15 protein-coding genes and 1 pseudogene are annotated in these 20925 nt (G+C 62.0%); 5 read left to right on the top strand and 11 right to left on the bottom strand.

Translation table 11 applies throughout. From position 1 onward, the window contains the following. Window positions 1-121: 121 nt before the first annotated feature. From PH586_RS09745 to PH586_RS09700, 10 genes and pseudogenes are all read right to left on the bottom strand, one after another. Window positions 122-439: a DUF2388 domain-containing protein gene (locus tag PH586_RS09745; RefSeq protein ID WP_271347573.1), complete on the bottom strand. Its 318-nt coding sequence runs from the start codon at window positions 437-439 to the stop codon at window positions 122-124. Window positions 440-535: 96 nt separating this feature from the next. Beyond that, window positions 536-742: a DUF1127 domain-containing protein gene (locus tag PH586_RS09740; protein ID WP_271347572.1), complete on the bottom strand. Its 207-nt coding sequence runs from the start codon at window positions 740-742 to the stop codon at window positions 536-538. 243 nt (window positions 743-985) lie between these two features. Next, window positions 986-1201, bottom strand: a complete 216-nt coding sequence (locus tag PH586_RS09735; protein WP_238041016.1) for a DUF1127 domain-containing protein — start codon at window positions 1199-1201, stop codon at window positions 986-988. 436 nt (window positions 1202-1637) lie between these two features. After that, window positions 1638-1775: pseudogene (locus PH586_RS09730) on the bottom strand (NAD(P)(+) transhydrogenase (Re/Si-specific) subunit beta); the annotation flags it as partial. Window positions 1776-2237: 462 nt separating this feature from the next. Next, a complete protein-coding gene (locus PH586_RS09725; protein ID WP_271347570.1) occupies window positions 2238-9266 on the bottom strand; it encodes an autotransporter-associated beta strand repeat-containing protein in 7029 nt (2342 codons plus the stop codon). A gap of 138 nt (window positions 9267-9404) precedes the next feature. Further along, the gene (locus PH586_RS09720; RefSeq protein ID WP_271347569.1) at window positions 9405-10394 is read right to left on the bottom strand and encodes a helix-turn-helix domain-containing protein; all 990 of its coding nucleotides are present in this window, start codon (window positions 10392-10394) and stop codon (window positions 9405-9407) included. Window positions 10395-10652: 258 nt separating this feature from the next. After that, window positions 10653-12089: an NAD(P)(+) transhydrogenase (Re/Si-specific) subunit beta gene (locus PH586_RS09715; protein ID WP_271347568.1), complete on the bottom strand. Its 1437-nt coding sequence runs from the start codon at window positions 12087-12089 to the stop codon at window positions 10653-10655. 2 nt (window positions 12090-12091) lie between these two features. Continuing rightward, the gene (locus PH586_RS09710; RefSeq protein WP_271347567.1) at window positions 12092-12421 is read right to left on the bottom strand and encodes an NAD(P) transhydrogenase subunit alpha; all 330 of its coding nucleotides are present in this window, start codon (window positions 12419-12421) and stop codon (window positions 12092-12094) included. A gap of 11 nt (window positions 12422-12432) precedes the next feature. Further along, the gene (locus tag PH586_RS09705) at window positions 12433-13554 is read right to left on the bottom strand and encodes a Re/Si-specific NAD(P)(+) transhydrogenase subunit alpha (protein ID WP_271347566.1); all 1122 of its coding nucleotides are present in this window, start codon (window positions 13552-13554) and stop codon (window positions 12433-12435) included. Window positions 13555-14103: 549 nt separating this feature from the next. After that, the gene (locus PH586_RS09700) at window positions 14104-15012 is read right to left on the bottom strand and encodes a LysR family transcriptional regulator (RefSeq protein WP_271347565.1); all 909 of its coding nucleotides are present in this window, start codon (window positions 15010-15012) and stop codon (window positions 14104-14106) included. A 189-nt stretch (window positions 15013-15201) separates the two neighbouring features. Between PH586_RS09700 and PH586_RS09695 the strand changes: the two genes are divergently transcribed. The 5 genes from PH586_RS09695 (at window position 15202) to PH586_RS09675 (ending at window position 20583) form a co-directional block, all read left to right on the top strand. Further along, on the top strand, window positions 15202-16383 hold the full coding sequence (locus PH586_RS09695; protein WP_271347564.1) for an acyl-CoA dehydrogenase: 1182 nt from the start codon (window positions 15202-15204) through the stop codon (window positions 16381-16383). Window positions 16384-16479: 96 nt separating this feature from the next. Continuing rightward, a complete protein-coding gene (locus tag PH586_RS09690) occupies window positions 16480-16845 on the top strand; it encodes a CoA transferase (protein ID WP_271347563.1) in 366 nt (121 codons plus the stop codon). Window positions 16846-16922: 77 nt separating this feature from the next. Then, window positions 16923-18329 (top strand): glutamine synthetase family protein, encoded by a 1407-nt coding sequence (locus PH586_RS09685; protein ID WP_271347562.1) that lies wholly within the window; start codon window positions 16923-16925, stop codon window positions 18327-18329. Window positions 18330-18379: 50 nt separating this feature from the next. Further along, on the top strand, window positions 18380-19747 hold the full coding sequence (locus tag PH586_RS09680; protein WP_271347561.1) for an aspartate aminotransferase family protein: 1368 nt from the start codon (window positions 18380-18382) through the stop codon (window positions 19745-19747). Window positions 19748-19857: 110 nt separating this feature from the next. Then, window positions 19858-20583, top strand: a complete 726-nt coding sequence (locus PH586_RS09675) for an amidotransferase (RefSeq protein WP_271347560.1) — start codon at window positions 19858-19860, stop codon at window positions 20581-20583. 50 nt (window positions 20584-20633) lie between these two features. Here the strand turns inward: PH586_RS09675 and PH586_RS09670 are convergent, their stop codons facing one another. After that, window positions 20634-20876, bottom strand: coding sequence for a hypothetical protein (locus PH586_RS09670; protein WP_271347559.1), 243 nt, complete (start codon window positions 20874-20876; stop codon window positions 20634-20636). Window positions 20877-20925 lie beyond the last annotated feature (49 nt).

Below are 20925 nucleotides of genomic sequence, written 5' to 3'. Positions count from 1 at the left end.
AGGCAGTTCCGGGGCATCGCACTTAAGTGCATCTACGACCATTGCGCGCGTGCTGCCACGTCTGGCATTAGCGGGCATGGGCAAGCCAGGCCGGCCCATCAGCGGCCGGCCTGTGGGAGCCTCAACGGCTGAGAATGGCCTGCGCCAGTTGCTCATCGTCGGCTGCCAGGCCAGGCGTTAGCTGGCGGATATGCCGCAGCGCTGCCTCCAGTCGCACGCCACGGATGGCGCCCTGGCTGGCGATGAAACTGGCCGCGTCGCTCCGGGCGGCCAGTACGATTTTGTCGTCACGCAGCGAGGAGGTGGCGTCGGAGGTCGCGTCCGAGGTGCCCATGAGGGCGCCGCCCAGGGTATCGGTAGTGGCGACGAAACTGGACGCCGAGGCGCTGGTGGCCAGCACCCACAAAGCGGAAAAACCGAGTGTACGCAAGGCGATCATCCTGAAGCTCCTGAGCCATCTAGCCAAGGCGTGGCAATCGGCCACGCCAGATTGTTGCCAGCCTAGCTCAGTGGGCAGTCGACACACCATGCTTGCTTAGCGCCAGAACGGCTTTTCCAGTTCTGCCAGGCGCTCGCCGGGGCTGATACCGGCGTCGGCCAGCTGGTGGGGGTCCAACTGGGCCAGTTGGCGGCGGGTGCGGATATTGAGCTGCCAACGTTTGACGGTGCCGCGCAGACGGGCGAGCGAGTCGTTGTACGACTGTTCGAAAGGTGCTGGGCTGTCGCTGAGAATACGCTCCATGGCAATGATCCTTCCCGTGCAGGGCGGGCGTGGCGGTATGGGTATCCATAGTCGCGCGACACTGGCCAGCCGGGCAGTCACAGTCAGGCAAAAGTGTACTGGGTCAGTTACTGCTTTTATAAAACTGTGCTGCTGGAGAGCGCGGCAGCTGTGCTGTTTGCCCCGGGCTATAACGACAAAACCCGCCAACGCTGGGCGTGGGCGGGTTTGTCAGTGCGTGCTGAGCGGCTTGCGCCGCCAGGCTTAACGCCAGAACGGCTTGCTCAACTCGGCGTGGCGCTGGGCCTCGCTGATGCCGGCATCGGCCAGCAGGCGGGCATCCAGGCGCGCCAGTTGGCGACGGCTGGTCATGCGGCGCTGCCAGGTGAACAGGGCGGCAACCATACGCAGCGGCAGACCGCTGGTGGCGTTGGAGGAGTTGGTTTCAAAAACGAAGTCGGAACTGAGTGTACGTTCCATGGTGTCATCCTTCCGCTTGTGGCGGGTCTAGAGAGTGTTTTGCCTGGTGCCCATATTCCGCTTCTTGCAAGCAGTGCCATAGTCACAGCTGGGTAATATTGTTGAGCTATTAGATAGTGTGCTTTGTAACTGTTTTGCTGTTTTATGCGCCTACTGTACCGGTGATAAGTGAATTGCCGTGTGTTTGTGCGTAGAGCAGTTATTTATCTCGCATGCGAATCAATGTGCAGTGGTTGTCTATAGGTACAGTTGCAAATTGATTGCCTGACACTGCTGATCTCTGGTTCAGTTTTTTAGCCGCTTCTGTGGCGGGTCGGCGCCAATCTGTATCGCTGATGAGCCCCTGCAGAGAAGTCGCCAAGCGAGAAGGTGGCGTTCCTGCGCGCAGAAAAAAACCCGGCACGCAGTGGCCGGGTTTTCTCTTGCGCTACTACGGTCAGTCGACGGCTTTGACCATATCCTCGATGACCTTCTTCGCGTCGCCGAAGACCATCATGGTCTTGTCCATATAGAACAGTTCGTTATCCAGGCCGGCGTAGCCGCTGGCCATCGAGCGCTTGTTGACGATCACGGTCATGTGTCCGGGCACAGGGTGGATACCGAATTCGCTGTAGCCCCTTGGTGGGTCAACGCTATCAGCACCTGCTGGACGCGGACTACAGCCAGGCCGTGACCGTGTGGAGTCACTGCTTCCAACATCGCTGCTTTGTCCCATGGCTGAAAGTTCGCTCAGCCTAAGCAGCCAATGGGTATGCGGTTATCCGGTTTCCGCAAACGTGCTGCGAAGCCTGATTGCTCATGCAGAGTTAGGTTGGTGGGACTCGGACGGCGAGCATTGCGCAAGGGGGATTCAAATACCCGCACTGGAAAAGTATGGTTCTTGCGTTTGTGTTCGCAGCTGCAAAGGATTTCACCGCTGAGTTCGTTTCGCTCGCAGGGTGCAAGAGCTGGCCTGCAAAGCAGGCCAGCCCGTCGCCAGCTTCATTTTTCGATCAGTGTCTGGAGCCGGCGCATCGAGCGACCTCGCTGGTCAGTTTCACCATGCCATCTTGAAGGTGGCCGAGACGTCGTGACGTTGGTCAGAGCTTGCGAACTCGCCCTGATAACCGAGCCTCAGCGAGGCAGTCTCGTTGACCTGCATGTTGAGGCCCAGGCCGATCCGGGCGCGGTCGCGATCCAGTTCGGGTCCGCTAACATTGAACGTAGCTGTAGGGGCCGGGGCAAAGCCGGCGCGTAACCCTGCTTCGTTATCCATGAACTCATGTAGCCAGGCCAGTTCAATAGTGGGCTGGATTCGGCTGCCATTGTTGGTTGTCCAGCTGTGTTCAAGGCGTGCGCCAAGCGCTGAACGCAGGGAATCCTGCTGGTCGCGGCTGACATGCAGGTCGGCCGCGCCGGCGCCATGCTCGGTAAAGCTTTCGCGGTTGATGTGGGCGTACTCAAGCCCGGCCAGCGGTGTGATCCGGGTGCGCTGGTTAAGGGCAAACGTGCGACCGGCTTCAACGGCAACGTTACCGGTCCAGGCGTCGTAATCCGATTTCGCGGTGCTGCTGGAGATACCGACGTTGATGCCGCGTTTGGCATCGATGTCATGGTAGCCAAAGCCCGCAATGCCGCTGGCGTAATACCCATCATCAAGCAGCCACCTGCCGTAGAAAGCGGCCTGATAGCTGTCGACCTCAAGATCACCCTGATCCACGCCGGCACCGGTGGTGTTGTAGCCGAAGGCGGCACCGAGGGTCAGTGAATCATCCAGGTTGACATCAATGCCGGTCGCCGTGCCGCTGGCGTTGTAATGGGCGCCGCTTGCATTGCGCGTACCGTCGATTTCGCCATAACTGCCGGTGCCACGCAGCCACCAACCGCGATCCGCTACAGGTCGACTGCCGAGTAGTTGCGAGCCAACATCGGTCACCGTGCCGTTGTCGTTATAGGCCAGCATGAGCTGACCGTTTCTGGCGAGAAACTGGCTGTTGCCTTGCAAGCGATCGAACAGCAGCCCTTTGAACTGATTCAGCGACTGCAGAGCAATCTGATTGCTGTAGGTATGCTGCACACCACTGAGCGAGTCATAGGCCTGGCTGGCACCTGCGGCACTCAAAATATTGAGATTATTGAACAGCTCATCAGCCCCTGCACTATCGGAACCGAACAATGTATCGAGTGCGGTGCCAACAGAACCCTGGTTGGCAGTCTCGGCAACCGAGGCATAGTCAGACGAATTGCGGCGCAAGTTGAGCAATACGTTGTTGGCATCGTAAGACAGCGTTGGCGTCAGGAAGGCAAGATTGGAACTGACACTGCCAAAGGTAGTGCCGCCCAAACCGCCCGCCGCGGTGAGGATGGTGTAATCCGTGCTGACCTTGTAGTCGCCGGCCTCGGGCAACACCAGCACTGTGCCATTGGTGAGTACTGCACTGCCCGTGACATCGATACGGTCACTGTTGCCGGCGGCATCGACTTCCACCTCAAAAACGCCGCCCGCCGAGAAGTCCAGATCGCCGGCCACATTGAGCGTGCCGATCGAGTTGCCGGGGGCGAGGACACCTCCATTGAGCGAGATACTGCCCACTATGCCGCTGCCACCCAGGGTGCCGCCTGCATTAATCGTGGTCGCTGAGTTGGCAATCGAGCCATTCACCGCCAGCCTGCCACCCTCAATGATGGTGGTACCGCTGTAGCTGCTCATACCTGAAAGCGTGAGCATGCCGGCACCGGACTTTATAAGACTGCCCGAACCCTTCATCACCCCGGCATAAACGCCATCAGCCGCCTGGTCGAAGTTGATCATGGCATTGTTGCCGATGTCGCCCTGCAGGGACGTACTACTGCCCTGCAATATGCCGCCAGAGACCGTGGTACCCCCACTATAGCTGTTGGCCCCGGAGAGGATCAGCGTGCCGCTACCGGACTTGCTCAGGGCACCGCTGCCACTGATTACTTCGCTGAAAGTACCGCTCGCGTCCTGATCGAAAGCCAGCGTGGCATTGTTGATGATGTCGCCCTGCAGCGAAGCCGTCGTCCCCTGCAGCACCCCGGCGCTGATGGTGGTGCCGCCGCTGTAGCTGTTGGCCCCGGAGAGGATCAGCGTGCCGCTACCGGACTTGCTCAGTGCACCGCTGCCACTGATTACTTCGCTGAAAGTACCGCTCGCGTCCTGATCGAAAGCCAGCGTGGCATCGTTGATGATGTCGCCCTGCAGCGAAGCCGTCGTCCCCTGCAGCACCCCGGCGCTGATGGTGGTGCCGCCGCTGTAGCTGTTGGCCCCGGAGAGGATCAGCGTGCCGCTACCGGACTTGCTCAGTGCACCGCTGCCACTGATTACTTCGCTGAAAGTACCGCTCGCGTCCTGATCGAAAGCCAGCGTGGCATTGTTGATGATGTCGCCCTGCAGCGAAGCCGTCGTCCCCTGCAGCACCCCGGCGCTGATAGTGGTGCCGCCGGTATAGGTATTGCTGCCCGTCAGGGTCAGGGTGCCCGTGCCGGTTTTGTTCAAGCGGCCGCCTGCGCCGGAGAGCACACCACTGAAGGTGGTAGAGGTGTTATCTGCGCCGGATGTCAAACGATGAGAACCGAATAGACTCGTAAGAGTGACCGCTCCATCGCCAGCCAATGAGCCAATGTTCAGATCATCCAAGAGCAGAAGCGCTCCACCGGAATTAACCGCCACAGCACTGTTGTTGCCCAAAGCCGATAAGTTGCGGGTCCGTAATTCTCCACTGTTGATGGTAGTGCTGCCGGTGTAGGTACTCGCTGCATAAAAAACCTGTAATGCATCGCCGTCGATAATGATATTGCCTGTACCGGAAATAGCGGCATAAGTGCCGCCAGAGACATCTGAATTGCTACCTAAGGTTAACGTATTATCATTGAGTAATACTTGGCCACCACTCATGTTAAGGAAGCCTATGGTCTCATCACTGAGCAGCTCAAATTCGCCAACCCCAGTCAGCATTTGTGAATCCCCAATGGCATTGCCACCCTCTACTGCCAGGCGACCGGCGTTAATTTGGACAATGCCTACACCCGTCTGTGAATTGGTACCGGTCAAGGTTAAGGTTGCCGCGCCATTTTTGATAATCGCATCTTGGAACCTACCGCTAGCTCCCGAAAAATTACCTGCATAGGTCTGGTCCACCGTTTGATTAACGGTCAGAGTGCCAGTACCGCCTGCGCCGATATTGATAGTGCCGCCGCTACCCGAGAGATTCGCCACCGTCTCATTAAAATTGTTCAGATCGAAAGTGCCACCATTGATAACCAGATCACTGGTATTTGCAATTCGATTGTTATCGCCTAACTGCAATGTACCGTCAGAAATAATGGTGTCGCCGGTGTAGGTATTATTACCTTGCAAGGTAATCGTGCCAGCACCTGTTTTAGAAAGGCTGCCGGTGCCGCCAAGCGCCACATCAATTACTGCATTAACACCACTGTCAGCCCGCACGTCGGCACCGCTATCAGCCAGTACTAAAGCGCCATTATTGTCAGTGTCTTGCAGCAGGTAGTTATCGGTAACGAACTGTAGCCCTTGAACGGTATGAGAACCGTCAACCTCAACTGTTCCGGCAGTGCCGCCAAATATGGCGGTAAGTTCACCCGAGTTGCTGTTTGTGTTGCCGCTTTGATTTGTCCAGTTGGTGTCGCCAGCCGACCAGGTGCCATTGCCGCCGTCAACCGTTGCGTTTGCAATGTTGTTATTGCCGTCCCAGAACTGCAGGCCGGTGAAATCGGCCACCAAGGTAACGGCACCCGCGGTGGCAGTATCGATGCTGTAGTTGTAGCCGGCCAATAATCCGGAGCCGAACGATATGACATTATCGATCAGCGTGCCGCCATAGTTGAACAGCCTGTAGCTGCCGGTATCGCCAGAGCTGACAGCAAAATCAAAGCCGCCCAGGTCGGTGATATTGAGAATGCCATCCAGCGTCAGGTTGCCGGTCACCGTGATCAGGTCGCTATCTACTCCCGCGATATCGCTGGGGGAAGCGAGCTCATAGTCGAGGACCGAGGCGTTATTCAGCAGTAACTCGCCCAGGGTCAAGTTTCCGGGCGAGTTACCGGCGGCCAGACGACCGCCATCGGCGACCGTGACACTGCCGGCGATACTGCCGCTACCACCAAGGGCGCTGCCGCTGGCGACCGTCACCGCACCACTTCCAGTGGCGCTACCACTCGTATTGTTCGCCACCAAGGTGCCTGCGCTGATAGTGGTGCCGCCGCTGTAGGTATTGCCGCCAGAGAGCAGCAAGGTGCCGGCCCCGACCTTGGTCAATGCGCCAATACCGGAAATGGCCCCAGCAACTGTTGTATCGGCAGTATCACCGACCGTCAGCCCAGCATTCAGTACAACCGTAGATCCCGCCGCCGCCGAAAGCGACCCGATGGTCTCGGTCGCGCTGTTGACGGTCAGACTGCCGGTGCCATTGAGCGTCACGCTCGCAGCATCGCTTAGCGACGCGCCATCGGCGGTCAGGCTTGCGCTGTCTTCAACAACAACGCTGGTGGAGGCGATGCTGCCAGTCACGTCTAGCGTGCCAGCGGTCACTGCCGTTTGGCCCACATAAGTGTTTGCGCCGGAAAGGGTTAGTTGCCCGGTACCGGACTTGATCAGGCCCCCCGTTCCGCTCACCACACCCGAGAGCTCTGTGGAGCTGTTTAGCCCGCCAATGGTTAGCGTGTGTGCGTCCAGCGTGACGGCACCAGCCCCGGCGATGCTGCCGATTTCTTCATCCCCGGTCAGGGCAAGTACACCACTGTTAGTCAAGGCCGTAGCGGCGGCCAAACCGGTTGCCGCGCCACCTTGCGTGGTCAACGTTCGCCCGGCGTTGATGGTCACATCAGTGGAAGCCAGTGCGCCCGCCCCCGTAAGCGTCAGGTTGCCCCCGGACAACAGTGTTGTGCCGGTGTAGGTATTGCCCCCGCTTAGTGTCAGTGCGCCAGAAGAGACATCCAGGTTTGAGGTGCCCGCGCCATCCGCGATAGTGCCGCCAAAGTTGGAGGTGCCCAGCGTTTGCAAGGTTGCGCTACCGGCGCTGGAGTTCACCGTACCGGTTCCAGACAGGTTGTTGATTCTGACAAGCAGTCCAGCCATATCCAGCGTCGCGGCCCCAGCGACACTGGTCCCAGCAATGAAACCAAGTCCGCTGTTGATAAACTCGCCCGCCCCCACTCTGAGCGTTCCACCTGCCACGTTTACCCTCGCGGTATTGGTTGCGCTGGACATATTCGAGGCAACTACCGTCCCTTCTTGCCCTGCCGCGCCAAAGTTCAGAACCGCGTTGCTACCTATTGGGTTAACGTTGCCCGTAAGGGTCAACGTTTTCCCGTTTGCGGCGGCAATCGTACTCGTGGTGCCGCTCTGAGTAATCAAGTTTGCCTTGCCCAGCGTCAGGCTTTCCGTGGCTAACAAGGTCCCACCAGCCAGCCAGAGATACCCACTGTCCGCACCCAGAGCGCCAGCATTGTTGATGGCAACTGTACCGGCCGTGAGGGTCGTATCCCCGGTATAGGTGTTCGTACCCGACAGCGCCAAGGTGCCCGCGCCAGTTTTGCCGAGCCCGCCGCTGCCGCTGATCGCCCCCGCATAGTCGGCACTGCCACTGATGGCATTCACCGTCAGGGTATTGCTGCCCAACTGGATCGCGCCACCGCTGCCTGAAAGGGTGCCGATGGTTTCGCTGTCCGACAGCGTCAGGGTGCCGCCGTTAACCACCACAGCGCCGGTGTCGGCAATCGCCGCGCCCCCTGCAAGCGTCAGGCCGCCCGCTTCCAGGGTTGTCGCACCGGTATGGGCATTGGTCCCGCTCAGGGTCACAACGCCTGCCGATTTGTCGATGGTCAGCCCGCCAGCGCCGGAAACGACACCATCAATGCTGTGGGTCGTGCCGTCGCTAAGGATCAGGTTGGTGCCACTGGCAACAGAAATATTTCCGGTTCCGGCAATGGAGCCGATGGTTTCATCACTGCCATAAATCTCAAACGCCCCATTGTTTGTGATGCGCATGCTGTCGCTGATGGCGTTACCGCCAGCGCCGTCCACCCGAAGCACGCCGGCTCCATCAATCGTGATCGAAGCTGTATTCAGAATGCTGCCAGTTGATGAAATGACCAGACGCCCCTGCACATCGGTCGCCCCGGTATAGGTGTTGGCGGCCGTGAAAGTACTGGCAATGCCGGGGTTGAGCGCTACCCTTCGAAAGGTACCCGCGCCAGCCAGCACCGCGTCAATCGTTCCAACGCCTATCTGCGCAAGATTGGCTACCGTCACGGTTCCATTGGTAAATGATGTACCCGAGGCGATATTCGCAATAATCTGGCTTGCCGCAACCGTATTTCCGCCCAGATCCATCCTTGCATTACCGTTAGTCTTTTGAACAACGACAACACGATTGCTGTTTGGCCCCAGGTTAGTACCGGCTCCAAGGGTAAGCACGCCGCCGCCAACATTCACATCGCCGCCAACAGTTGCGCCTCCTGAAACAGTGGTCGTACCGCCTGTCACAGCTAGAGCGCCCGTAACGCTGCCCGCAGAAATCGTGGTGATCCCGCCTGAGCTTAGATTGCCATTGATCGTGCCCGCACTGTCGATTCCGGTTCCAGCGCCTGTGCTGATCACATTGCCGCTAATAGCGCCAGCGTTGTGTATCGCACCCGCCCCGGAAATATTTACATCGGTTGAAACAAGCTCGCCACCGGCCGAAATCGTCAGCGTCCCGGCGGAAACGTTGGTTGCTGTCAGGCCCGGCGTTACGCTGCCAAGAGTTGGCTGGTTGCCGGCTGCGGCATTTATGTCTGCCGTACCGGCTGCGGCCGGCGTACCGCCAGTCCAGTTGGTTGCGGTATCCCAATTAGTATCGGTCGTCCCGGTCCAGGTCTGCGCACTCGCCATGCCTGCCATCGCCATCCCCGCCACCAACGCCGTGCATGCAAACAAAGGCGCACGCCTTGCTCCGCGCGCAGTGCGCGCACCGCCATTGCTCTTGCCGCGGGCTTTTGCTGTTTCGGGCACAGCCACCCAGGTGCCCAGAGCGGTGTTGAATATGGAGCAGTAGATGCGATTCATGGCGGAACCTTTTAACCGAAATTCGCCGAGCCTATTGGCCGGCCGGGACTACGGCTATCCGATTTCCGCAAACGTATTGAGGCAAGGCCTTATTAGTGTTGGTTGTTGCAGCGGCACCAACGGGGCTATGCAGACGGATCAGCAAGCAAGCGTGACAGAGGGGGACTCGTCGAATAGTTGCCGGTAATCCTGAGCAAAACGCCCAAGGTGCAAAAAGCCGAAGCGCATGGCCACTGAAGTGACCGTTGCGGTGCACGGATCCAAGGCGCGTAAGGTCACGCGTACGTGATTGAGGCGGCACAGGCGCAGATAAGCAACTGGTGACAGGTCGACGTAGGCACGAAAGGCGTATTGCAGGGCACGCTCCGATACACCGATGGTTCTGCAGATATCGGTGACGGTCGGCACGGCATCGACGGCAAGGCTGTCTTCGACAAAGGTGCGGGCCATGCGGCAAATGTGAAAAGCCCGGGCGCGCTCAACTGGCGGTGGCTGTGATTCAGTCAGATTTGCAGTTGTGGCGACCTGCAGAATGTTTTCTAACAGCAGGCGGCGCATCAAGCCTTTATCCACAGCGGGCATGTACGCGCCGAGTTCGCGGGTCATGCTGAACCAGTGATTGATTGCACCCTTTAACGCGGCTTGTTGAGCCGTTTGCAGTTGTTGCAACTGCTCGGGGGTTCGCTCCCATTGTTCGGGATTGAGCGCACGTGCGCCCTTCAGGAATTCGTCCTGGTCGAAGCTGACATAAGCGGTTTGCGCACCCGCGGGGACGTAGATGTCGAATTCTGTATGCTCAGGCATAAAGAAAAGGCTATCGGTCTCGCTGGCACCAATCTCGGAGAAGCGAAAGTTTGGCGTGGGCGTGCAGTACGAGAGAGTGCAGAGATTCGCCGGGGTAACGCCCAGCTTTTGCACGGACGTTGCCTGGGATTCGCGGACGATTTGTTGGCTGCCCAGATCCAGTGTTTCCATCCGCGCCAGCTGTTTGCCTGTGCTCAGCTGGTAACACTCCATCTCGATCCAGGGCTGCATAGCCGCCTGAACGCTGGCGTCTTCGATCACCGTCGAGCGCAGAGCCTTTGCGGCAAGTACGACCGAATCTCCAGTTCGCGGGCCTGATAGCATCCCTGCTCCTTGATCCACCGCGGATTTGTCTGGGCAAATGTTGCTTTTTATCTGTTTTGGCGCGGTGCCAAGCCACTATAAATTAATTGAAGCAAGGAGGAATTATTCCTGTTTCGCCATCGCGCATGTGGAGTACGTATATATGCCCTCGATAGCTCTAGCCCGGCAGCCGCAGCAGCTAGAAGCCGGCGCATAAAAAATGCCGCTCACTTGAGTCAAGTGAGCGGCATTGGTTGGCAAGTGAACGCCTCTCAGCCGTTACTCCACCGCCTTGACCATATCCTCGATGACCTTCTTGGCATCGCCGAAGACCATCATGGTCTTGTCCATATAGAACAGTTCGTTATCCAGGCCGGCGTAGCCGCTGGCCATCGAGCGCTTGTTGACGATCACGGTCTTGGCTTTGTAAGCCTCGAGGATCGGCATGCCGGCGATCGGCGACTTCGGATCGTTCTTCGCGGCCGGGTTGACCACGTCGTTGGCCCCGAGCACCAGTACCACGTCGGCCTGGCCGAACTCGGAGTTGATGTCGTCCATCTCGAACACCTGCTCGTAAGGCACTTCGGCCTCGGCCAGCAGCACGTTCATGTGCCCGGGCATGCGCCCGGCCACCGGGTGGATCGCGTACTTCACGGTGACGCCACGGTGGCTCAGCTTCTCCGCCAGTTCCATCAGCGCGTGCTGGGCACGGGCGACCGCCAGGCCGTAGCCGGGCACGATGATCACGGTGTCGGCGTTGGTCAGGAGGAAGGCCGCGTCGTCGCTCGAGCCGGACTTGACCGGACGGGCTTCCTTGTCGGCGGCCGGGCCGGTGACGTCGGTCGCGCCGCCGAAGCCGCCGAGGATGACGTTGAAGAACGAACGGTTCATCGCCTTGCACATGATGTACGAGAGGATCGCGCCGCTGGAACCAACCAGCGAGCCGGCGATGATCAGCATCGAGTTGTTCAGCGAGAAACCGATACCGGCCGCCGCCCAGCCCGAGTAGCTGTTGAGCATCGACACCACCACCGGCATGTCGGCGCCACCGATCGGGATGATGATCAGCACGCCGATGACGAACGCCAGGGCCAGCAGCAGGGCGAAGGCGCCGAGGTTGCCGGTCAAGGTGAACACCAGGCCGAGGCCCAGAATCGCCAGGCCGATTGCCAGGTTGAGCTTGTGCTGACCGACGAACTGCACCGGTGCGCCCTGGAACAGGCGGAACTTGTACTTGCCCGACAGCTTGCCGAAGGCGATCACCGAACCGGAGAAGGTGATGGCGCCGATGGCCGCACCGAGGAACAGCTCCAGGCGGTTACCGGCCGGGATCGCGTCGCCGAGGCTGGCCACGATTCCCAGCGACTGCGGTTCGACCACCGCGGCGATGGCGATGAACACCGCGGCCAGGCCGATCATGCTGTGCATGAAGGCGACCAGCTCCGGCATCTTGGTCATTTCCACGCGTTTGGCCATGATCGTGCCAACGCTGCCGCCGACCAGCAGGCCGAGGATGACGAAGCCGAGGCCCTGGGTGGCTAGTTCGCTGCCGAGTTTGTACACCAGGCCGACGGTGGTGAGGATGGCCAGGCCCATGCCGAGCATGCCGAACAGGTTGCCGCGCCGCGACGAGGTAGGGTGCGACAGGCCCTTGAGCGCCTGGATAAAGCAGATCGAGGCGACGAGGTAGAGAACAGTGATCAGGTTCATGCTCATGGTCAGTGCTTCTCCGCGGCCGCGCTGCTGCTTGCGGCAGGGCGTACCTTCTTCTTGAACATTTCCAGCATGCGCCGGGTTACCAGGAAACCGCCGAACACGTTGACCGCGGCCAAAGCCACGGCCAGGGTGCCCATGGTCTTGCCCAGCGGGGTGACGGTCAGCGCGGCAGCGAGCATGGCGCCGACGATGACGATCGCAGAAATTGCGTTGGTCACCGCCATCAGCGGCGTGTGCAGGGCCGGGGTGACGTTCCACACCACGTGGTAGCCGACGTAGATCGCCAGCGCGAAGATGATCAGGTTGTACATGCCATCGGAAATCATATCCATGTCCCTACTCCTTAGCCGTTGGTCCGGACGACTTTGCCGCCCGTGCACATCAGGCACGCGGCGACGATGTCGTCTTCGAGGTTGAGGTGGAACTGAGCATCCTTGTCGATGACCAGCTTGAGGAAATCCAGCAGGTTGCGCGCATACAGCGCCGAGGCATCGGCCGGCACCAGGGCCGCCAGGTTGCTGTGGCCAACGATGGTCACGCCGTGCTGGATCACCACCTGCTCGGCGACCGTCAGCGGGCAGTTGCCGCCCTGGGCCGCGGCCAGGTCGATGACCACCGAGCCGGGCTTCATCTGCTCCACGGTGCTCTCATGCAGCAGGGTCGGCGCCTTGCGCCCCGGGATCAGTGCGGTGGTGATGACGATATCGGCCTGCTTGGCGCGCTCGTGCACCGCCTTGGCCTGGCGCTCCATCCACGAGGCCGGCATCGGCCGCGCGTAGCCGCCGACACCTTCGGCGCACTCGCGCTCTTCATCGGTCTCGCAGGGGACGTCGACGAACTTGGCGCCGAGCGACTCGATCTGCTCCTTGACTGCCGGGCGTACGTCCGAGGCTTCGATCACTGCCCCCAGGCGTCTGGCCGTGGCAATCGCCTGCAGACCGGCGACACCGGCGCCGAGGACCAGCACGCGGGCGGCCTTTACCGTACCGGCAGCGGTCATCAGCATCGGCATGAAGCGCGGGTAATGGTGCGCGGCCAGCAGCACGGCCTTGTAGCCGGCGATGTTGGCCTGCGAACTGAGCACATCGAGGCTCTGCGCGCGCGAGGTGCGCGGCGCGGCCTCGAGGGCGAAGGCAGTGATGCCGCGGGCGTTCAGCCGCGCGATGGTCTCGTTGCTGAACGGGTTGAGCATGCCGACCAGCACCGCGCTGGCCTGCATGTGGGCCAGTTCGGCATCCGTGGGCGCCACGACCTTGAGTACCAGCTCGGCAGCGAAGGCAGCGGCGTCGCTGCCAATGCTCGCGCCAGCGGCCTGATAGGCGCTGTCGGGGATACTGGCGCTGATGCCGGCTCCGCTCTGCACGGTGACCTGATGGCCTTGGCCGATCAGTTTCTTGATGGTTTCTGGCGTGGCGGCTACTCGCGTTTCGCCGACATGGGTTTCGAGAGGAACACCGATGTGCACGTCAAATCTCCTGCGTGATCTTTTTTAGTGAACCGGCACACTGCGGGTGGCACGCCGGCGAAGGGAGGATCAGCACAAATCACCCTAGCAGAAGCTATGTTGCGGGCGGGGGGCGGCATTTTGCAGGCGCAGCATAAGTCCTTCAAGGCGTTATGGAGTAAAACCTTGCGACAACTACAAGTCACTCTGCGACCTGCCAACCATTATTTCCGGCAAAGGCTTGCTGGGCGTGGCCGCCAAGGCTGTTGGCGGGCGTTTTACGCGCCGTCGGCATGCGCGCTATGAATAATTGCCCATCAAATGACCGCGGCCCCGCCGAATCGACCATCCCGCGCAGGCATTCAGGGCGTTATGCCCGCTCCGCTGTGCAATAAATTGGACGTCACCGCGGGATGGCTGGCAGCCGAGTGTAGTGCGCTTGGATATTGACTACCGGGTCAGCTTGCCCTGGATTGTGCATGTTGAAAGGCGGCTTTGCGCCGCTTGCGGGCAAGCGGAAGGCCCTGCCTGGCCGCGTGCAGCAGGGGCAATTACTTCGCATGCTGTCGTTTATTCCAGATCACTCGCCCGGGCATACTCGCGCGCTTGCTCAACCAGCCAGTCGCGAAAGCTTTGCAGCGCCGCCGATTCCACTTTGCGTTCGGGAATCATCAGGTAATAGGCCTTGTCGCTGCTGTAGGCATGTTCCAGTGCCAGCACCAGGCGGCCCTCGGCCAGTTCCCGTTGGATTAGAAAGGGCGGAATCAAGGCCACGCCCATCTCATGCATGGCAGCCTGGGCGAGCATGGAGAACAGCTCGTAACGCGCCCCGCTCAAGTCCCGGGCCATCGTCAGCCCCAGCGAACTGAACCACTGGCGCCAGGCATAAGGGCGGGTGGTTTGCTGCAGCAGCGGCAGGCTGGCGATCTGCTCGGCGCTGAGGCTGCTTTGCCCGGCGAGCAGCGCCGGGCTGCACACCGGCATGGGGTTCTCGCGCATCAGCAGGTGCGAGGCGGTGCCTGACCAGTCGCCGTCACCGAAGTACACGGCAGCATCGAACTGGGTATCGGCGAACAGGAACGGCCGGGTGCGGTTGGTCAGGTTGACCGTGACCTGCGGGTACAGGCGCTGGAAATCCTTCAGGCGCGGCAGCAGCCACTGGGTGCCGAAGGTCGGCACCACCGCCAGTTCGATGCTCATGGCGCCTTGCTGGCCCATCACCGCCAGGGTGTCGCGCTCCACCGCGTCGAGTTGCGCGGCCACCCGTCTGGCGTAGGACAAGCCGGCCTCGGTCAGCTTGACCCCGCGCCGCGAACGGCGGAACAGTTCTACGTTGAGAAACTCCTCCAGCCCGGCGATCTGCCGGCAGATCGCGCTCTGGGTCAGGGCCAGTTCCTCGGCTGCCCGGGTAAAGCTCTGATGGCGGGCCGCCGACTCGAAGGCGATCAGGGCCGTGGTGCTGGGGATTTTGCGGCGCATCTGTGCGGCACTCTCACTCTGTTGTGGATTTAACTGGCTTCAAAGCTAACTCGGAGTGAGTAAAAAGCACAGCTGTATGCGAAAACCTCGTTTGCCCCGCATGCACTTGCGGCCTAGGATCAATTCCATGCACCCCGTGGGCGCGGCCCAGGCCGCGATGATTACTCCCCGTTTCAACTCGAGGTTTTCGTGATGGCCAAGGCAAGCTTCAACTGGATCGACCCGCTGCTGCTCGATCAGCAACTGACTGAAGAAGAGCGCATGGTGCGCGACAGCGCGCAACAGTTCGCCGCCGACAAACTGGCGCCGCGGGTGATCGAAGCCTTCCGCAACGAGCAGACCGACCCGGCGATCTTCCGCGAGATGGGCGACACCGGCCTGCTCGGCGCGACCATCCCGGAAGCCTACGGCGGCAGCGGCCTGAACTATGTGTGCTACGGCCTGATCGCCCGCGAAGTGGAGCGGGTCGACTCCGGCTACCGCTCGATGATGAGCGTGCAGTCCTCCCTGGTGATGGTGCCGATCTTCGAGTTCGGCAACGAAGCCACCCGGCAGAAGTACCTGCCCAAGCTGGCCAGCGGCGAATACATCGGCTGCTTCGGCCTGACCGAGCCGGACCACGGCTCCGACCCGGGCTCGATGATCACCCGGGCGAAGAAGGTCGACGGCGGTTACCGCCTCACCGGCGCCAAGATGTGGATCACCAACAGCCCGATCGCCGACGTGTTCGTGGTCTGGGCCAAGGACGATGCCGGCGAGATCCGCGGCTTCGTCCTGGAAAAAGGCTGGCAGGGCCTGAGCACCCCGGCAATTCACGGCAAGGTCGGCCTGCGCGCCTCGATCACCGGCGAGATCGTCATGGACAACGTGTTCTGCCCGGAAGAAAACGCCTTCCCCGATGTGCGTGGCCTGAAAGGTCCGTTCACCTGCCTCAACTCCGCCCGTTACGGCATCAGCTGGGGCGCCCTGGGCGCCGCCGAAGACTGCTGGCACACCGCGCGCCAGTACTGCCTGGACCGCAAGCAGTTCGGCCGCCCGCTGGCCGCCAATCAGCTGATCCAGAAGAAGCTGGCCGACATGCAGACCGAGATCACCCTGGCTCTGCAAGGCTGCCTGCGCCTCGGCCGGATGAAGGACGAAGGCACCGCGGCGGTGGAAATCACCTCGATCATGAAGCGCAACAGCTGCGGCAAGTCGCTGGACATCGCCCGCCTGGCCCGCGACATGCTCGGCGGCAACGGCATCAGCGACGAGTTCGGCGTGGCCCGCCACCTGGTCAACCTGGAAGTGGTCAATACCTATGAAGGGACCCATGACGTCCATGCGCTGATCCTCGGCCGCGCCCAGACCGGTATCCAGGCCTTCTTCTGAGGCCTGAAGCGCCAACGGGCGGGTAGCCAGGCTACCCGCCCGTTGTAGTTTCTGCCCGCTAGGCAATCTGTAATCTGACCCCGATGGAGGAAGGCCATGACGCCGGAAACGCTCATCCACACCGTGACCCGCGGCGCGGCCAGCGCGGCGCCAGGGCGCGCGGTGGCGGGCGGGCAGCCGTCGTATGCACCCTGTCATATCTTCCCGAGTGCCGATGGTGCCTTCTTCCTGGCGGTCAGCAACGACTACCAGTTTTCCGAGCTGAGCGCCCTGGCCGGCCAGCCGCAATGGGCAACCGATCCACGATTCGCCAGCCAGAAAGCGCGGCATCAGCACCATGCCGAGTTGGTCGCCCTGCTGCGCCAGCACACGGTGGCCCACCTGACCGAAGAGTGGTTGGCCGCCCTGAGCTGGGTCGGCCTGCCCTGCGTCGCGCTCGCGCCCAGCCAGACCGGCGGCTGACGGCAGCCACCGGTCGGACGTTCATCATGCGTTGCCTGCCGGCAGCGCCCTGCTCCAGTTTCCGAGGTTCTTCTCCCATGCATCCCCAGCTTTCCACCGCCAGCGAGGCCCTGGCCTGGCTGCAGGCCAACGACATCCGCCGGGTCGAACTGGTGTTCGCCGACCTGACCAGCGTGGCGCGCGGCAAGATCCTCAGCCGGGCCAGCTTCGCCGAGACCCTGGGGGCGAAGATGCCCTCGCTGTTCCTCGGCCTGACGGTGACCGGCGGCGAGCCGCCGCAAGTGTTCAAGCGAATTTTCCCGCCGATGTTCCCGGACATGGCCATGCGCCCGGACTGGCGCACCCTGGTGCGCGATCCGCTGGCTACGGTGCCGACGGCGACGGTGATCTGCGATCTCGAGGCGAGCTTTACCGCGGCCGATGGCCATTGCCAGTACCAAGTGGCCGAGTTGTCGCCGCGGCAGTTGCTCAAGCGCGTGCTGGGCCGTCTCCAGGCCGCCGGGTACACCGCCAGGGTCGCCCCCGAGCTGGAGTTTTTCCTGGTCCATCCGCAGCGCAACGCCGAGGGCGGCCTGCAGGTGGCCCACGGCATGTCGGCGCAGGTGCCGCATATCGAAAGCTCCCACGACCTGGCCTCGGCAGAGACTGCCAGCAGCTTCGCGCCGTTCTTCGATGAGCTGTGGGCGGCCTGTGAGGCCCAGGGCATTCCTATTACCGGCTACGGTCATGAGTCGGCGCTGGGCCAGTACGAGGTCAACTTCGCCCCCGGCGAGCCGCTGGCCCAGGCCGACGCGGTGTTCCGCTTCAAGCGCCTGACCCGCGAGATCGCCCGTCGCCATGGTTGCCTGGCGACCTTCATGGCCAAGCCCTATCTGACCGAGCCGGGTACCGGCCTGCATTGGCACATCAGCCTGGCCGACGAAGCCGGCGGCAACCCGTTTACCGCCACCGACAGCTCGCCGCACCCCCGCATCAAGCACTTCATCGGTGGCTGGCAGGCCTCGGCACGCGCCTCGATGGCGATTCTCGCGCCCTACGCCCACTCCTATGTGCGCCTGCAGCGTCCGGATGCGTCGCCGGCCAGCGTCGAGTGGGGCTATGACAACCGCACCGCGGCCTTCCGCGTGCCGCATTCCGACCCAGCCAATCGTCGGGTCGAACACCGCCTGCCGGGCGGCGATGCTAACCCCTACCTGAGCCTGGCGCTGATGCTCGGTGCCGGCCTGGCCGGGATGCAGCAAGAGATCGAACCGAGGCCGGAAGTCAGCGATCGCCCGGCGAGCTCTCTAGCAAACGGCAGCGAGCGCGGCGCGTTGCCGGCGGATCTGAGCGAGGCGCTGGCGGAGTTGCAGCGTTGCCCGATCATGACCGAGGTCTTCGGCGCGCCCTTTATCGAGCTGTACAACATGATCAAGCAGCATGAATTGCACGAGCAGGCCGCCGACGCGGACTTCGCCATCAAACACCTGCTGGCGAGAAGCTGATTTGCCGGCAACCTGACCAGTCGCTGCACTGCCACGACATCGGAGGCGCTATGAGCACTACCCACAAGAACCCGCAAACCCTGAAATGGCAGGCCATGAGCCGTGACCATCACTTGGCCCCGTTCAGCGATTTTCAGCAGCTGATCGACACCGGCCCACGCATCATCGTCAAGGGGGAGGGCGTGTACGTGTGGGACAGCGAAGGCAACAAGATCCTCGACGGCATGGCCGGCCTGTGGTGCGCCGCCGTCGGCTACGGTCGCGATGAACTGGCCGACGCCGCCAGCAAACAGATGAAGGAGCTGCCGTTCTACAACACCTTCTTCATGACCGCGCATCCGCCGGTGCTGGAGCTGGCCAAGGTGATCGCCGAGCTCGCGCCGGCAGGCATGAACCACCTGTTCTTTACCGGTTCGGGCTCGGAAGGCAACGACACCATGCTGCGCATGGTTCGCCACTATTGGGCGGTCAAGGGCCAGCCTGCGAAGAAGGTCATCATCAGCCGCATCAACGGTTACCACGGCTCCACCGTCGCCGGTGCCGCGCTGGGTGGCATGGCCGGCATGCACGCCCAGAGCGGCACCATCCCGGGCATCGAGCACATTGCCCAGCCGTACTGGTTCGGCGAAGGCGGCGACATGAGCCCGGACCAGTTCGGCATCTGGGCTGCCGAGCAGCTGGAACAGAAAATCCTCGAAGTCGGTGAAGACCAGGTCGCCGCCTTTATCGCCGAGCCGATCCAGGGCGCCGGCGGGGTGATAGTGCCGCCGGACAGCTACTGGCCGAAGATCCGCGAGATTCTCGCCAAATACGACATTCTGTTTGTGGCCGACGAAGTGATCTGCGGCTTCGGTCGCACCGGCGAGTGGTTCGGCAGCGACTTCTACGGCCTGCAACCGGACCTGATGACCATTGCCAAGGGCCTGACCTCCGGTTACATCCCGATGGGCGGCCTGATCGTCAGCGACAAGGTGTTCGAGGTGCTCAAGCAGGGCGGTGATTTCAACCACGGCTTCACCTATTCCGGTCACCCGGTGGCCGCCGCCGTGGCGCTGGAAAACATCCGCATCCTGCGCGACGAGAAGATCCTCGAGACGGTCCGCGAAGAGACCGCGCCCTACCTGCAGCGGCGCCTGCGCGAGCTGCTCGACCATCCGCTGGTCGGTGAAGTCCGTGGCGTTGGCATGCTCGGCGCCATCGAGCTGGTCAAGGACAAGACCACTCGCGCCCGTTACGAAGGCCAGGGCGCCGGCATGATCTGCCGCGGCCATTGCTTCAACAACGGCCTGATCATGCGCGCCGTGGGCGACACCATGATCATCGCGCCGCCACTGGTGATCAGCAAAGCCGAGATCGACGAGCTGGTGGACAAGGCGCGGCTGTGCCTGGACCTGACCCTGCAGGACCTGCAGGGCTGATCCCGTGACTTCGCGCGGCGGCGACCGGCCGCTGCGCGAGCCCCTTGGCTGACGGTTGCCGCCGCCTCCAAGCCTGTGTTCTCCCCATTCCCCGCGTCAGGAATCCCTTAATGGCATTGAGCATTTGCATTCTCGAAACCGACCACATCCGCCCCGAGCTGGTCGAGCAGTACCGCGGTTATGGCTGGATGTTCCAGCAGCTGTTCGCCCAGCAACCGATCTCCGCCGAGTTCGAGGTCTTCAATGTGATCCAGGGGCAGTATCCGGAGCAAGGGCGGTGCTTCGACGCCTACCTGATCACCGGCAGCAAGTACGACTCCTTCGGCGACGAGCCCTGGCTCCAGGTCCTGCGCGGCTATGTGCTGGCGCGCTACGACGCCGGCGACAAGCTGCTCGGCATCTGTTTCGGCCACCAGTTACTGGCCCTGCTGCTCGGCGGCAAGACCGAGCGCGCCGAGCAGGGTTGGGGCCTGGGCGTGCAGCAGTATCAGGTGCTGCAACAGCGGCCCTGGATGCAGCCGCGCGTCGAGGCGCTGTCGCTGCTGATCATCCACCAGGACCAGGTCACCCAGGCGCCGGCCAATGCCACCGTGCTGGCGGCCAATGCCTTCTGCCCGATCGCCGCCTACCAGATCGGCGACCAGGTGCTGTGCTGGCAGGGCCATCCGGAGCTGGTGGCGGACTATTCGCGGGCGATCCTCGACATTCGCAAGGAGCACTGGGGCGAGCAGGTCTGCCGGCAGGCCATGGTCAGCCTGGAGCAGTCGCACCAGGGGGCTCTGGTGGCCGAGTGGATGATGCGTTTCGTGGCCCAGGACCAGGCGCTGCTCAACTGAGGGTGGTTCGGCAGCGGCCCACTGGCCGGCCGCTGCCGGACACCGTGGCGTTACTGGCGCAGCCAGCGGCGGGTGTCGTCCAGGGCGCGGGCGAAGCGCACGACGATCAGGCCGATCTCCCGGGCGCTGCTGATCAGCGGCGGGCAGAAGGCAATCGCATCGCCCATGGCCCGGGTGATCTTGCCGTGTTCCTGGGCGCGGCCGGCCAGGTAGCGACCGAGGCTGCCGAGCTCGCCAGGGGGCGCCTTGGTCTGGCGATCGCCGCCAGCGCGACCGCGGCAATCAGCCCGCAACCGCGTACTTCCCCCACCAGCGGGTGATCGGCGAAGCCACGCAGGCCGG

The sequence above is a fragment of the Pseudomonas aestuarii genome, assembly GCF_027988105.1.
GTDB lineage: Bacteria > Pseudomonadota > Gammaproteobacteria > Pseudomonadales > Pseudomonadaceae > Aquipseudomonas > Aquipseudomonas aestuarii.
The sequence above is the reverse complement of the archived record's forward strand: the minus strand, read 5'-3'. Positions and strand labels throughout refer to the sequence as shown.

Excerpts from the sequence above, each read along its gene's own strand:
- PH586_RS09745 (WP_271347573.1), bottom strand. The coding sequence starts at position 439 with ATGATCGCCTTGCGTACACTCGGTTTTTCCGCTTTGTGGGTGCTGGCC.
- PH586_RS09740 (WP_271347572.1), bottom strand. The coding sequence starts at position 742 with ATGGAGCGTATTCTCAGCGACAGCCCAGCACCTTTCGAACAGTCGTAC.
- PH586_RS09735 (WP_238041016.1), bottom strand. The coding sequence starts at position 1,201 with ATGGAACGTACACTCAGTTCCGACTTCGTTTTTGAAACCAACTCCTCC.
- PH586_RS09725 (WP_271347570.1), bottom strand. The coding sequence starts at position 9,266 with ATGAATCGCATCTACTGCTCCATATTCAACACCGCTCTGGGCACCTGG.
- PH586_RS09720 (WP_271347569.1), bottom strand. The coding sequence starts at position 10,394 with ATGCTATCAGGCCCGCGAACTGGAGATTCGGTCGTACTTGCCGCAAAG.
- PH586_RS09715 (WP_271347568.1), bottom strand. The coding sequence starts at position 12,089 with ATGAGCATGAACCTGATCACTGTTCTCTACCTCGTCGCCTCGATCTGC.
- PH586_RS09710 (WP_271347567.1), bottom strand. The coding sequence starts at position 12,421 with ATGGATATGATTTCCGATGGCATGTACAACCTGATCATCTTCGCGCTG.
- PH586_RS09700 (WP_271347565.1), bottom strand. The coding sequence starts at position 15,012 with ATGCGCCGCAAAATCCCCAGCACCACGGCCCTGATCGCCTTCGAGTCG.
- PH586_RS09690 (WP_271347563.1), top strand. The coding sequence starts at position 16,480 with ATGACGCCGGAAACGCTCATCCACACCGTGACCCGCGGCGCGGCCAGC.
- PH586_RS09685 (WP_271347562.1), top strand. The coding sequence starts at position 16,923 with ATGCATCCCCAGCTTTCCACCGCCAGCGAGGCCCTGGCCTGGCTGCAG.
- PH586_RS09680 (WP_271347561.1), top strand. The coding sequence starts at position 18,380 with ATGAGCACTACCCACAAGAACCCGCAAACCCTGAAATGGCAGGCCATG.
- PH586_RS09675 (WP_271347560.1), top strand. The coding sequence starts at position 19,858 with ATGGCATTGAGCATTTGCATTCTCGAAACCGACCACATCCGCCCCGAG.